Source organism: Streptomyces sp. NPDC059499 (genome assembly GCF_042749285.1).
Taxonomy (GTDB): domain Bacteria; phylum Actinomycetota; class Actinomycetes; order Streptomycetales; family Streptomycetaceae; genus Streptomyces.
Map to the genome: position 1 here is coordinate 100,520 of NZ_JBHYTT010000011.1, position 12,741 is coordinate 113,260.

Sequence of the window (12,741 nt, forward strand, 5' to 3'; positions counted from 1 at the left end):
AACACGAGGAGCAGCAAGGTGTTCAATGACATAGGCGCACTCGAGCTCCTGACGCTCGTGGTTCTTGCCGTGCTCGTATTCGGTCCGGAGAAACTGCCGAAGGTCATCCAGGACGTCACGCGGACCATCCGCAAGATCCGTGAGTTCTCGGACAGCGCCAAGGAAGACATCCGCTCGGAGCTCGGCCCGCAGTTCAAGGACTTCGAGTTCGAGGATCTCAACCCCAAGACCTTCGTCCGCAAGCAGCTCATGGACGGCAACGACGACCTGGGGCTCAAGGACATCCGCGAGAGCTTCGACCTGCGCAAGGAAATGGCCGACGTCACCGACGCGGTGAACGGCCGTGAGAGTGCGTCATCCGCATCCGGCGCCGGTGCTGCGGCAGCGTCCGCCGTCGGCGCGTCGGCCGGCGGCTCCGCGCCCGATCTGCTCAAGAAGCCCGCTCAGCCTGCCAAGGACGAGCGTCCGCCGTTCGACGCAGACGCCACCTGAGACCCGTCAATCCCGACTCGTCCGGACGGTATGGCTATTCTCCATCTGTCCGGTTGCGAGGTTGCCCATGCCCACGGGGGGAGGGCCGCTCCGGATCAGTGAAAGATCGAGGAGGCGGCCGGACAGATGGAGACGACGAGTCGGGTAGGGGCGGAAGACGCGCCCAGCGCAGTCACCGCAGAGGGGGTGCCGGCGACCCGGCGTACTGTCGACGGCTATCTCAAGGCGCCGTTCCCCTGGTACGGGCTGGACGGGGCCTTCACCGGTCCGCGCTGGCTGATGCAGGTCACCGCCTCGGCTGACGGCACCGTGCAGCACGGTTCCACCGGGCACGGCGAGGAGCCGGTGGTGCGGGCCGACGCGGGTGCCGAGAAGGCTCGCTTCGCGGTGGTCGTGACGGTGGCCAGCAGTCCGGTACGGCGCAGTGGTGACGGCACCGGGGTGCTGGACGCCACCACCGTATCCTCGGCGGCCTGGCTGGCGGGCTCCGGTCTGCTGGCCTACACATGGCCCCCGCAGATGGACCACACCCTGCGCAACGAATGGCTGAACCAGCAGACCGAGACCGCGTTCGAACTCGCCGACGACCTGGGCGAGGCGCCGTGGTCGACGCTCTCCCTGCCGGTGGACGGCGTGCCGGTGGAGTTCCACTACCGCGAGTCCGAGTTCGGCTGGGTGCTGGCGGGTTCGGCGCCGGACGGGGTCCACATCGGCGCGTACGGACGCGGGATGAGCGCCTACGGCCTGGGCTTCGCCGTGGTCGGCGACATCGCCGCGTACGACAACTGAGCGAGCGCGACGCGTCGAGCGGACGCGCGGCGTCGAGCGGACAGCCGTAGGGCGACAGCGGTAAGGGGCGGCACCTCCGAGGAGGTGCCGCCCCTTACCCGTGGAACGCTCAGAACTTGTTGCGCGGGGTGAGCCCCAGCGACATGCCGGACAGGCCGCGCTGACGGCCGCTCAGCTTCTCCGCGATGGACCGCAGCGCGGCGCCGGCCGCGGAGTCCGGGTCGGACAGCACGACGGGCTTGCCCTCGTCGCCGCCCTCGCGCAGGCGCACGTCGATCGGGATGGTGCCAAGGACCGGTACCTCGGCGCCCACCGTCTTCGTCAGCCCCTCGGCGACCCGCTGGCCGCCGCCCGAGCCGAACACGTCGACGATCTCGTCGCAGTGCGGGCACGGCATCCCCGACATGTTCTCGACGACGCCGACGATCTTCTGGTGGGTCTGCACGGCGATGGAGCCGGCCCGCTCGGCGACCTCGGCCGCGGCCTGCTGGGGGGTCGTGACGACGAGGATCTCGGCATTCGGCACGAGCTGTGCCACGGAGATCGCGATGTCACCGGTGCCCGGCGGCAGGTCGAGCAGCAGGACGTCCAGGTCACCCCAGTACACATCGGCGAGGAACTGCTGCAGGGCGCGGTGCAGCATGGGCCCGCGCCACACCACCGGGGCGTTGCCCGGGGTGAACATGCCGATGGAGATCACCTTCACGCCGTGCGCCGACGGCGGCATGATCATGTTCTCGACCTGGGTGGGCTTGCCGTCCACGCCGAGCATCCGGGGCACGCTGTGGCCGTAGATGTCCGCGTCCACGACGCCGACCTTGAGTCCGTCCGCCGCCATCGCCGCGGCGAGGTTCACCGTCACCGAGGACTTGCCGACGCCGCCCTTGCCGGACGCGACCGCGTAGACCCGGGTCAGCGACCCGGGCTTGGCGAACGGCACCTCACGCTCCGCCGTGCCGCCGCGCAGCGAGGAGGCGAGCTCCTTGCGCTGTTCGTCGCTCATCACGTCAAGAGTGACCTCGACCCGTGACACACCCTCGACACGGGCCACCGCGTCGGTCACGTTCTTGGTGATCGTCTCTCGCATCGGGCAGCCGGAGACCGTGAGGTACACGGTGACAGCGACCACACCGTCAGGATCGATTTCGACCGATTTCACCATGCCCAGCTCGGTGATCGGTCGGTGGATCTCCGGGTCGTTCACTGTCGCCAGTGCTTCACGCACCGCGTCTTCCGTAGCCATAGGACGATGGTACGGCGCCGGTGCCTACGCGCGGGTAGCCCCTCAGCGGTCGCCTTCGTCACTCTCGACCTGAAGGAGGACCCGGCGCTCCTCCATGTCCTTCACCATGGCCTCCAGCTCCGAGCGGATCCAGTCCCGGGTGGCGACCTCGCCGAGACCCATCCTGAGCGCCGCGATCTCGCGGGTGAGGTACTCGGTGTCCGCGATCGACCGCTCGTTCTGCTTGCGGTCCTGCTCGTGGGTCACCCGGTCGCGGTCGTCCTGGCGGTTCTGCGCGAGGAGGATCAGCGGGGCCGCGTACGAGGCCTGGAGGGACAGCATCAGGGTCAGGAAGATGAACGGGTACTGATCGAACCGGAACTTCTCCGGCGCGAAGATGTTCCACACCACCCACAGGATGATGATCAGCGTCATCCAGACGATGAACCGTCCCGTACCCAGGAACCGGGCGATGCGCTCGGAGAAGCGGCCGAACGCCTCGGGGTCGTACTCCGGCAGCAGCCGGCGCCGCTGGGCCTTGGGCTGGTCGAGCCGGGGCCGCGGGGGGCGCACGATGCCCGACGAGCCGGTCGATCCGGCTCTGGGACGGTCCTCACCGGTCACCGACGATCCCCTCCTCGCCCTGGAAGTCCGTCTCGCGCCAGTCCTCGGGCAGCAGGTGGTCGAGCACGTCGTCGACGGTCACCGCGCCCAGCAGCGACCCGGTCTCGTCCACCACGGGAACGGAGACCATGTTGTACGCGGCCAGGAAACTGGTCACGGCCGACAGCGGGGTGTCCGGCGTCAGCGGTACGAGATCGCTGTCGACGAGCGAGCTGACCAGTGTGAACGGCGGATCGCGCAGCAGCCGCTGGAAGTGCACGGTGCCCAGGTACTTGCCGGTCGGGGTCTCGTCCGGTGCCCTGCAGACGTACACCTGCGCGGCCAGCGCCGGGGAGAGGTCCTGCTGCCGGACCCTGGCCAGCGCGTCCGCGACCGTCGCGTCGGGCCGCAGGATGATCGGCTCGGTCGTCATCAGACCGCCCGCGGTCCGCTCCTCGTACGACATCAGGCGCCGTACGTCGGCGGCGTCGTCCGGCCGCATCAGCGCCAGCAGCCGTTCCTTGTCCGCCTCCGGCAGCTCCGAGAGCAGGTCGGCCGCGTCGTCCGGGTCCATCGCCTCCAGGACGTCCGCCGCGCGGTCCTCCTTGAGCTTGCCGAGGATCTCCACCTGGTCGTCCTCGGGGAGCTCCTCCAGGACGTCCGCGAGCCGGTCGTCGTCCAGGGCCGCGGCGACCTCGGCCCGGCGTTTGGGCGACAGGTGGTGCAGGGCGTTGGCGACATCCGTCGGACGCAGCCGTTCGAAGGTGGCGACCAGGCTCTCGGCACCCTGGCCGTCCTCGTCCAGCGAGAAGCCGCTGATCGCCGACCACTCCACGGTCAGCGTCTCGCCCTTGCGGCGCAGCGCGCCGCCGCGCCCCTTGCGTACGAAGAACTTGTCGATCTCCCAGTCGCGGCGGGCCGGCAGCTGCTGGATCGCGACATCGAGGACGGTGACCTCCTCGTCGGTTTCGACCAGGTGCACCCGCCGGTCAAGGATCTCGCCGAGAACGAGTCGCTCGGTCGGGCGCTGCTCGAAGCGCCGCATGTTGACCACTCCGGTGGTGATCACCTGGCCCGACTCGACGCCCGTCACCCGGATCATCGGCAGGAAGATCCGCCGCCGGCTCACCACTTCGACGACCATCCCGAGCAGCCGCGGCGGTTTGCCGCCGACGCGCAGCATGGCCACCAGATCGCGGACACGGCCGACCTGGTCGCCGTTGGGGTCGAAGACCGGCACACCGGAGAGGTGCGAGACGAAGACACGGGGAGCGCCTGCTGCCATCGTGTGCGCCTCCCTGAAGTCCCTCACGCCCTCCTTTGCGTGATCAGGCTAGCCCGTACCGCGACGGTGTGCGCCGGTGGACCCGTCCGTACGGCGCACTGCCGAATGGCGTACGCGGCACAGGTACGCTGCCGTCTGCCACCCCCCGACACACAGACGAGAGGCAGTGCGCCCGTGACCTCTTCCGCCCCGGCCGTCCGGGCCCATCGCCGGACCGCTCTCGCCGTGGTGCTCTGTGCGGGCCTGACGGCCGCGCTCACGGCCTGCGCCGGAGAGGACCCGGACAAGGGGACCAACGGCGTCGGCAAGCTGACCGCGGCCCGGATCGATCAGAAGGCACGGGCGGCGGCGGATGCCGCGGACGCGGTGCGGCTCGCCGGAAAGCTGGTCAGCAAAGGGGGCACGTACACCCTGAACATGCAGCTCAGCGCCGATGGCGGCACCGGATCTGTCACCTCGGAGCAGAGCAGGTTCGCGCTGCTGCGGATCGGTGACGAGCTCTTCCTCAAGGCAGACGCCGGCTTCTGGAACCACGAGGACACGGGCGACGGCGACAACGAGGGCGACCAGGCCGCCGCCGACAAGCTGCAGGGCAAGTACGTGAAGGTCCCGCAGGACGACCCGACGTACAAGCAACTGCGCGGCTTCACCGAGAAGAAGATCCTGCTCGACGGAGTGCTCGCACTGCACGGGAAGATCAACAAGGGCGACCGCGACACCATCGGCGGGGTACGCACCGTGCAGATCATGGGCGGAAAGGGTGAGGGCGGCGCACTCGACGTCTCCCTGGAGGGCACCCCGTACCCGCTGCGCGTGGCGCGTGGCGGGGGCGGCGGCATCGTCACCCTCGCCGACTGGGGCAAGGCCTTCACGCTGGAGGCGCCGCCGGAGAGCGCCACCGTCGACTACGGCGGCCAGCTCCCCAAGTCCTCCGGCTGAGCGCGGTCCGCGGGCCTGCCCGGCCCGGGGGCCGGCGGCCGGTCAGCTCTTCCTGCGGCGCTTGAGCAGGAGCCGGGGAAGCGCTGCGGGCGCGGGCCGTCGCGTGGTCGCCCCGGTGGGCAGCGGGGCAGCGGCCAGGGAGCCGTCCGGCAGCTCCGTACGGGAGGCGCCCGGCGTCAGCCGTACCACCCGGCACTCACGCGCCCACCGCTCGGTCATCTGTTCGGCGTCCGGTGCGTTCAGCCGCTTGCCCTTGAGCTCGGCGACCGCCGCCTCCCACTCCTCGGAGTGCGGTTCCAGCACGGCGACCGCCGCGGTCCAGGCGACGAGCCTGCCGCCCTTGTCCTTGCTGCGCACGGTCACTTCGGCGGCGCCGCCGTCCACCAGGCCCCCGGGGAGCGGCTGCTCCCCGGGCCCGTCGCCGACGAGCACGGCCGCGGCCTCGTGCCAGACGTGCCACAGGGCCCGGGCGGGGCCGGTGCCCCGCACCCAGATCAGGCCGGACTTCTTGGTGGCCTCTTCGACGAGAGCCCGGCCCAGCAACACGTCAGCAGCAGTCATGCCCGAACTCTATTAGAGCCAGCCGTTGCGCTTGAGGCTGCGGTGGATGGTGAAGCAGACGATTCCGATGACGCCCATCACCACCGGATAGCCGTACGTCCACTGCAACTCCGGCATGTGATCGAAGTTCATGCCGTACACGCCGCAGATCATCGTCGGTACGGCGATGATGGCGGCCCAGGACGTGATCTTGCGCATGTCCTCGTTCTGCGTCACCGTCGCCTGCGCCAGATTGGCCTGAAGGATCGAGTTGAGCAGCTCGTCGAAGCCGATGACCTCCTCGTGCACGCGGGCGAGGTGGTCGGCGACATCGCGGAAGTACTTCTGGATGTCGGGATCGATCAGCCGCATCGGACGCTCGCTCAGCAGCTGCATGGGCCGCAGCAGCGGCGACACGGCACGCTTGAACTCCAGCACCTCGCGCTTCAGCTGGTAGATCCGGCCCGCGTCCGAACCGCGCGGACCGCCCTTCGCCGGGGTGGAGAACACATCGATCTCGACCTCGTCGATGTCGTCCTGCACCGAAGAGGCCACCGCGATGTACCCGTCGACCACATGGTCGGCGATGGAGTGCAGCACGGCGGACGGGCCCTTGGCGAGCAGCTCCGGATCGTCCTGGAGCCGGTGGCGCAGGGCGCGCAGCGAGCCCTGTCCGCCGTGCCGGACGGTGATGACGAAGTCCCGCCCGGTGAAGCACATCACCTCACCGGTCTCGACGACCTCGCTGGTCGCGGTCAGTTCGGCGTGCTCGACGTAGTGGATGGTCTTGAAGACGGTGAACAGCGTGTCGTCGTACCGCTCCAGCTTGGGTCGCTGGTGGGCGTGGACGGCGTCCTCGACGGCGAGCGGGTGGAGACCGAACTCCCGCGCGATACCGGCGAATTCCTCCTCGGTCGGCTCGTGCAGGCCGATCCAGGCGAATCCGCCTTCCTCGCGCACGCGCAGCATCGCCTCGTGCGGGGTCTGGCAGGCGTCGGCCGCGAGCCGGCGTCCGCCCCGGTAGACCGCGCAGTCGACGACAGCGCTGGAGACGGTCGGGTCGCGGGTGGTGTCGTAGCTGTTGTACGGCGTGTTGCTCTTGCGCAGGGACGGGCGCACGGCGGCGCGCAGGTCGCGGATCATCGACAAGGCTGGCTCCTTCACGGAGGGCCGTCGGCGGGGGCGTGGAACAGCCCGGAATGGGGACGTGCGCTCACGTCCGCAAAGCGGGCGGCACCGCGCAGGCGCGATGACGGCGTTCGCTACAGACAGGCAAAAACGAGGGGCTCTTCCGTTGCGCGAACTGCCGCGAGGACGTCCTGGGAGGGCGTCAGATCACAGAAGGTAGGCGTCGTGCGGAAGAACGGTTGGTACTGCACGGTCGACTTGGATCCACCGCAGCCCCACCTCCTCCGGCCGGTCCCCCGTGGGGGATCACATGTACCGGGACTGAGAGCAACGCTTCTGCGTGCTGTCCCGGCCGACGGCCCAGGCTATCAGCCACCCCGGGGCCAATCCGTACCTTTGCCCGTTCGAAACGCGTTCTATGCTCGCGGCATGGGAGAAATTCTTGCTCTGGTCGAGGCCCGGCTCCGTACGGCCCTGGGCGAACCGGACGCACGCGCCGATGTGACGTTCCTCGGCACGGACCGTATCGAGGTGCTCCGCTTCATCGACGGCGACGTGGTGCGCTACGCCACGCTCGGCATGTCCGGACAGCCGATGGCCGACCCCACCTCGCCCCTCGCCGACCCTGTGAAGGGCCCGCGCGCGGAACTGGTCCTCTCGGTACGGGCCGGCCTCGCCGACACGGACCAGGTGCTGCGGCCGCTCGCCGTGCTGGCCGCCTCCCCGCAGGTCGAGGGACTGATCGTGACCCCGGGCGCGTCGCTGGACCTCGGTCAACCGCTGTGGTCCGGGGCGCCGTTCAGCTCCGTGCTCGTCGCCGAGCCGGGCGGCCTGGTCGAGGACCTGGAGCTGGACGAGCCGATGGACCCGGTGCGCTTCCTGCCGCTGCTGCCGATGACCCACAACGAGGCGGCCTGGAAGCGGGTCAGGGGGGCCCAGGAACTGCAGGAGCGCTGGCTGTCCCAGGGGACGGATCTGCGTGACCCGCTGCGTTCCTCGGTACCCCTGGACTGACCGGGTCCACCGGGTCGCCGCGCTGCGGACGGGTGATCGTCCTTGACGCGGCGACGACCGGGGAGGACCGTTGGGCCCTATGAGGGGCGAACCCAGTTGCCCGAAGTGCGGTGGCCGGGTCAGGGCGCCCGGTCTGTTCGCCGATTCCTGGCAGTGCCCTGTGCACGGCCAGGTGCACCCGATGCAGCCGGTGATCCCACCCAGTGTCGAGGCGTTGGGCGTGGTGGTGCACCGATCGCAGGTGCCGGTGTGGATGCCGTGGCCGCTCCCGGTCGGCTGGCTGTTCACGGGCGTGGCGTACGCCGGTGACGACCGCAGCGGCGGCCGGGCGACCGCGGTGGCCTGCTCCGGACCCGGTCCGCTCGGAGGCATGGGGGAGCTGCTGCTCGTCGCCGAGGAGCTCGGCGTCGGACTCGGCGCGCGCTACGCGGGCATCGACGGCCTGGACCCCGGAGCCGGATTCGGTGTCGAGGGTGCCCCGGACGCCAAGGTGCTCGCCGCAGGGCGTCCCACCCCGCTCTGGCACGTCAAGGACGCCCCGGACGACCGGGCGGTCTTCGCGGGCGAGGCACGCGGTCTGTGGCTCTGGGCGATCGTCTGGCCCGAACAGTCCGGCCTCATGATGTACGACGAACTGGTGCTGACCGATCTGCGCGACGCCGGCGCCGAGGTGGACCTCCTTCCGTGCGGGGCACTCACGCCCCGGCTGCTCACGCGGCCCTGACCGGGGCCGCGGCGACGGGGCCGGGCGCACCGTACCCGGCGGTTATCCTTGACCGTCCCCTGTCCGCAGCCCGCCCTGGAGTACGCGTCGTGCGCATCGATCTGCACACCCACTCCACCGCGTCGGACGGCACGGACACTCCCGCCGAACTGGTGCGCGGCGCCGCGGCGGCGGGCCTGGACGTCGTCGCCCTCACCGACCACGACACGGTGGGCGGCCACGCGGAAGCGGTCGCGGCCCTTCCCGAGGGCCTCACGCTCGTCACCGGCGCCGAACTCTCCTGCCGCGTCGACGGCATCGGCCTGCACATGCTGGCGTACCTCTTCGATCCCGCGGAGCCCGAACTGGCGCGCGAGCGCGAGCTCGTGCGGGACGACCGGGTGCCGCGCGCGCAGACGATGGTGGCCAAGCTCAGGGAACTCGGCGTACCGGTCACCTGGGAGCAGGTCGCGCGGATCGCCGGGGACGGCTCCGTCGGCCGTCCCCACATCGCCACCGCGCTGGTGGACCTCGGCGTCGTCGACACGGTCTCCGACGCCTTCACTCCGGCCTGGCTCGCCAACGGCGGACGTGCCTACGCGGAGAAGCACGAACTCGACCCGTTCGACGCGATCCGGCTGGTCAAGGCCGCGGGCGGCGTCACGGTCTTCGCGCACCCGCTCGCCGTCAAGCGTGGCGACGTGGTGCCCGAGGCGGCGATCGCCCGTCTGGCGGCCGCGGGGCTCGACGGCATCGAGGTGGACCACATGGACCACGACGAGCCCACCAGGGCCCGGCTGCGTGGCCTCGCGGGCGACCTGGGGCTGCTGCCCACCGGGTCCAGCGATTACCACGGCACCCGTAAGACCGTACGGCTCGGGGAGTACACCACCGATCCGGAGATCTACGGCGAGATCACCCGGCGCGCCACGGGAGCCTTCCCGGTGCCGGGAGCCGGTGGACCCCGCCGGGCGTAACGCTCCCGTTCCTCACTCCTGTTTCCGGCGGCACCCATACCGCCCCTCGCAGCGTCCGGCCGCCCTCGCGGCCCCGGACATGCGCACCTCTGTTCGGCCCGCTCTTCTCTCGCAAGGCTCACTGTGTTCGACGTCGCTGTCTTCGGATCCCTCTTTCTCACCCTTTTTGTGATCATGGATCCCCCCGGAATCACCCCGATCTTCCTGGCCCTCACCGCGGGCCGCCCCGCCAAGGTGCAGCGCAGGATGGCTCTGCAGGCGGTCGCGGTCGCCTTCGGGGTGATCGCCGTCTTCGGTCTGCTCGGTCAGCAGATCCTCGACTACCTGCACGTCTCCGTCCCTGCGCTGATGATCGCGGGCGGACTGCTCCTGCTGCTGATCGCGCTGGACCTGCTCACCGGCAAGACGGACGAGCCGACGCAGACCAAGGACGTCAACGTGGCTCTCGTCCCGCTGGGAATGCCGCTGCTCGCCGGGCCCGGCGCCATCGTGTCGGTGATCCTGGCGGTGCAGCACGCGGACGACGCGGCCGGCCAGCTCTCGGTCTGGTCGGCGATCATCGCCATGCACGTCGTGCTCTGGGTGACCATGCGCTACTCGCTGCTGATCATCCGTGTGATCAAGGACGGCGGAGTGGTCCTCGTGACCCGGCTCGCCGGAATGATGCTCTCGGCCATCGCCGTCCAGCAGATCATCAACGGGGTCACCCAGGTCATCCAGAACTCCTGACACCCCCGGACAGCACAGCGCCCCCGCACAGACCTTCCGTGCGGGGGCGCTTCTCTTCAACGGCGCAAAGCGATGTGAGGCGTTACGAAGCCGGGCTGTCGGCCGGCCGGATGTAGATGCGCTGGCCTATTGCCGCGGCCTGCTGCACGAACCGGTTGACGGAGGCGGCGTCCACGACGGTGCTGTCCACGGCGGTACCGTCGACATCGTCGAGTCGCATGATCTCGAAGCGCATATGGCTTCCCTTCGTCTGATCCTCCTGCTGGAGAACTACTGGGAGGACGGGCTGGCCGTCCGCAAGGATGAAGAGCGCAAGGCGTCTGCGTCTCGCGCTCCACAGGGGTACAACGGCTTGCCCTCTACAAACATTCCCTACGCTAAGGAAATTTTTTGGATGTCTAAGTACCCTTCAGTAACTGAACATGTGCAGACAATGAGGACCGCATGAACCACGCGGACACGCAGCCGGACGAAGGACCGGGCATCCGCGAGCAGCTGGACCGCACCAACGCGCTGCTCCAGCGCGTGCTCGCGGAGGTGTCCAAGACGCCCTCCACCCACGCGATCTTCGTGGACGCGGGCTATGTGTACGCCGCGGCCGGGCTGCTCGTCACCGGTACCGAGGACCGCCGCTCCTTCGACCTCGACGCGGAAGGGCTGATCGAGGCCTTCATCGACAAGGCCCGCACGATCTTCGCGGACAGCAGGCTGCTGCGCGTCTACTGGTACGACGGGGCCAGGCGCCGGATCCACACGGTCGAGCAGCAGTCCATCGCCGAGCTCCCCGACGTCAAGGTCAGGCTCGGCAACCTCAACGCCAACAACCAGCAGAAGGGCGTCGACTCCCTGATCCGGACCGACCTCGAGTCGCTGGCCAGGCACCGGGCCATCAGCGACGCGGCACTCGTCGGCGGCGACGAGGACCTGGTCTCGGCCGTCGAGGCGGCACAGGGCTACGGGGCGCGCGTCCACCTCTGGGGCATCGAGGCCGGCGAAGGACGCAACCAGGCCGAGCCGTTGCTCTGGGAGGTCGACAGCCAGCGCACCTTCGACCTCGACTTCTGCCGCCCGTACGTGACCCGGCGCCCCGTCACGATGTACGAGGACGACAGCCCGGCACCGGCCCGAGAGGACGTCCGCTTCGTCGGCGCGCAGATCGCCGCGACCTGGCTCTCCTCGCGCGGCCGGGAATCCCTCGCCGACCTGCTGCCGGGGCACCCCTACCTGCCGGGCTCCGTCGACCAGGACCTGCTCGTCGAGGCCGAGCGGCTGCTCCAGCACTCACTGCGCGGCCACGCACATCTGCGGCGAGCGCTGCGCGACGGCTTCTGGCAGCACCTGCAGGCGCAGTACTGACACCTGCCGGGGGCTGTTCCGGAGGATCAGAGGCTGTTCCAGAACGAGACGAGCGCCGCCGCCGTCATGTCCGGCCTGGCCGTGTTGGGGGAGTGCTCGGCTCCCTCGATCACGGTGCGCCGCGCACCCAGCCGCCGCGCCATGTCGTCCAGCAGCGGCACGGGCCAGACGTCGTCGGTCTCGCCCGACACCACGTGTACCGGCAGAGGCAGGGCGGCGAGCTCGGCCACCCGGTCCGGCTCGGCCGAGAGCTGGGCGCCCGTGGCGATCAGCTGCGCGGGGTGGTGGCGCATCCAGCGGCGGCGCAGGTCCTCGCCGTCGCCGGTGTCCGCGTCCTCGGGCGGATCGAGGGCGCGCATGGCCTGCCAGACGTCGGCCATGCTCCAGCGGGTCAGGGCGTCGCTGAGCAGCTGCGCCTTCTTCTGCTGGGCGGGGGCGATCTCGGCCGGTCCGGACGACATCAGGGTCAGCGAACGGAACGGCGAGGTGTCGAGCAGCACCGCGGCGCGGGCGATCTGGCCGCCCAGGGAGTGCCCGAGCAGATGGATCGCGCCGGTTGCGGTGGCGCCGTCCGGGCCGGTGAGCGCGGCGGCCTGGGCCAGCACGTCACGTGCCAACTCGGCTTGTGCGTAAGACTCCTGACGGTCCGTCCCCTCGGTCTCGTACTGGCCGCGGCCATCGACGGACACCACCCGGAACCCGGCATCCGCAAGAGGTTCGAGCAGGGCGATGAAGTCCTCCTTGCTTCCGGTGTACCCGGGCAGCAGAAGGGCGGTCGAGTGCGCTCCGGTACGCGGTGCGGCGTCCAGTACGGCGAAGTCCCCGCGCGCGGTACGCAGCATGCGGGCACGGGCACAGGGGGGCGGGGCGAAGGTGGGCGGCCGGCTCATGGGCCGAGGTTATCGCCGGTGGCGGCACCCTGCCCGGGAACGCCGACGGCCCCGGTCCCCGCGGGCGCGGGAAC

15 protein-coding genes are annotated in these 12,741 nt (G+C 70.1%); 8 read left to right on the forward strand and 7 right to left on the reverse strand.

What is annotated here, in order from left to right; translation table 11 throughout:
• Positions 1 to 18 precede the first annotated feature (18 nt).
• Positions 19 to 492: a sec-independent translocase gene (locus ACFW9O_RS24320; RefSeq protein WP_384612091.1), complete on the forward strand. Its 474-nt coding sequence runs from the start codon at positions 19 to 21 to the stop codon at positions 490 to 492.
• A 126-nt stretch (positions 493 to 618) separates the two neighbouring features.
• The gene (locus ACFW9O_RS24325) at positions 619 to 1,281 is read left to right on the forward strand and encodes a hypothetical protein (protein ID WP_329207688.1); all 663 of its coding nucleotides are present in this window, start codon (positions 619 to 621) and stop codon (positions 1,279 to 1,281) included.
• Between the two features lie 109 nt (positions 1,282 to 1,390).
• Here the strand turns inward: ACFW9O_RS24325 and ACFW9O_RS24330 are convergent, their stop codons facing one another.
• From ACFW9O_RS24330 to ACFW9O_RS24340, 3 genes are read right to left on the reverse strand one after another with little or no spacing between them, the layout of a single operon-like run.
• A complete protein-coding gene (locus ACFW9O_RS24330) occupies positions 1,391 to 2,524 on the reverse strand; it encodes an Mrp/NBP35 family ATP-binding protein (RefSeq protein ID WP_329207687.1) in 1,134 nt (377 codons plus the stop codon).
• A 42-nt stretch (positions 2,525 to 2,566) separates the two neighbouring features.
• A complete protein-coding gene (locus ACFW9O_RS24335) occupies positions 2,567 to 3,127 on the reverse strand; it encodes a DUF1003 domain-containing protein (RefSeq protein WP_351167874.1) in 561 nt (186 codons plus the stop codon).
• Positions 3,117 to 4,391 (reverse strand): magnesium transporter MgtE N-terminal domain-containing protein, encoded by a 1,275-nt coding sequence (locus ACFW9O_RS24340; RefSeq protein WP_351167972.1) that lies wholly within the window; start codon positions 4,389 to 4,391, stop codon positions 3,117 to 3,119. Before ACFW9O_RS24340 ends, ACFW9O_RS24335 begins: the two co-directional genes overlap by 11 nt.
• A gap of 174 nt (positions 4,392 to 4,565) precedes the next feature.
• Between ACFW9O_RS24340 and ACFW9O_RS24345 the strand changes: the two genes are divergently transcribed.
• The gene (locus tag ACFW9O_RS24345; protein WP_384612094.1) at positions 4,566 to 5,330 is read left to right on the forward strand and encodes a hypothetical protein; all 765 of its coding nucleotides are present in this window, start codon (positions 4,566 to 4,568) and stop codon (positions 5,328 to 5,330) included.
• Positions 5,331 to 5,372: 42 nt separating this feature from the next.
• Here the strand turns inward: ACFW9O_RS24345 and ACFW9O_RS24350 are convergent, their stop codons facing one another.
• On the reverse strand, positions 5,373 to 5,891 hold the full coding sequence (locus tag ACFW9O_RS24350) for a hypothetical protein (protein WP_351167878.1): 519 nt from the start codon (positions 5,889 to 5,891) through the stop codon (positions 5,373 to 5,375).
• Positions 5,892 to 5,903: 12 nt separating this feature from the next.
• Complete coding sequence (locus tag ACFW9O_RS24355; protein ID WP_351167880.1) at positions 5,904 to 7,019, reverse strand: magnesium and cobalt transport protein CorA; 1,116 nt, start codon at positions 7,017 to 7,019, stop codon at positions 5,904 to 5,906.
• Between the two features lie 408 nt (positions 7,020 to 7,427).
• Here ACFW9O_RS24355 and ACFW9O_RS24360 point away from each other — a divergent pair, with 408 nt between their 5' ends.
• The 4 genes from ACFW9O_RS24360 (at position 7,428) to ACFW9O_RS24375 (ending at position 10,421) form a co-directional block, all read left to right on the forward strand.
• Positions 7,428 to 8,012 carry a suppressor of fused domain protein gene (locus tag ACFW9O_RS24360; RefSeq protein ID WP_351167882.1) on the forward strand — a complete coding sequence of 195 codons (585 nt, stop codon included), beginning with the start codon at positions 7,428 to 7,430 and terminating at the stop codon, positions 8,010 to 8,012.
• 79 nt (positions 8,013 to 8,091) lie between these two features.
• Complete coding sequence (locus ACFW9O_RS24365) at positions 8,092 to 8,736, forward strand: DUF6758 family protein (RefSeq protein WP_351167884.1); 645 nt, start codon at positions 8,092 to 8,094, stop codon at positions 8,734 to 8,736.
• A gap of 89 nt (positions 8,737 to 8,825) precedes the next feature.
• On the forward strand, positions 8,826 to 9,692 hold the full coding sequence (locus ACFW9O_RS24370; protein ID WP_384612096.1) for a PHP domain-containing protein: 867 nt from the start codon (positions 8,826 to 8,828) through the stop codon (positions 9,690 to 9,692).
• Positions 9,693 to 9,815: 123 nt separating this feature from the next.
• Positions 9,816 to 10,421, forward strand: a complete 606-nt coding sequence (locus ACFW9O_RS24375) for a MarC family protein (protein ID WP_329207670.1) — start codon at positions 9,816 to 9,818, stop codon at positions 10,419 to 10,421.
• An 82-nt stretch (positions 10,422 to 10,503) separates the two neighbouring features.
• On the opposite strand, the gene ACFW9O_RS24380 is transcribed toward ACFW9O_RS24375, so the two are convergent.
• On the reverse strand, positions 10,504 to 10,656 hold the full coding sequence (locus tag ACFW9O_RS24380; RefSeq protein ID WP_384612097.1) for a hypothetical protein: 153 nt from the start codon (positions 10,654 to 10,656) through the stop codon (positions 10,504 to 10,506).
• A gap of 209 nt (positions 10,657 to 10,865) precedes the next feature.
• Between ACFW9O_RS24380 and ACFW9O_RS24385 the strand changes: the two genes are divergently transcribed.
• Positions 10,866 to 11,777, forward strand: coding sequence for an NYN domain-containing protein (locus ACFW9O_RS24385; protein ID WP_351167892.1), 912 nt, complete (start codon positions 10,866 to 10,868; stop codon positions 11,775 to 11,777).
• 26 nt (positions 11,778 to 11,803) lie between these two features.
• On the opposite strand, the gene ACFW9O_RS24390 is transcribed toward ACFW9O_RS24385, so the two are convergent.
• Complete coding sequence (locus ACFW9O_RS24390; RefSeq protein ID WP_384612099.1) at positions 11,804 to 12,667, reverse strand: alpha/beta fold hydrolase; 864 nt, start codon at positions 12,665 to 12,667, stop codon at positions 11,804 to 11,806.
• Positions 12,668 to 12,741: the final 74 nt, after the last annotated feature.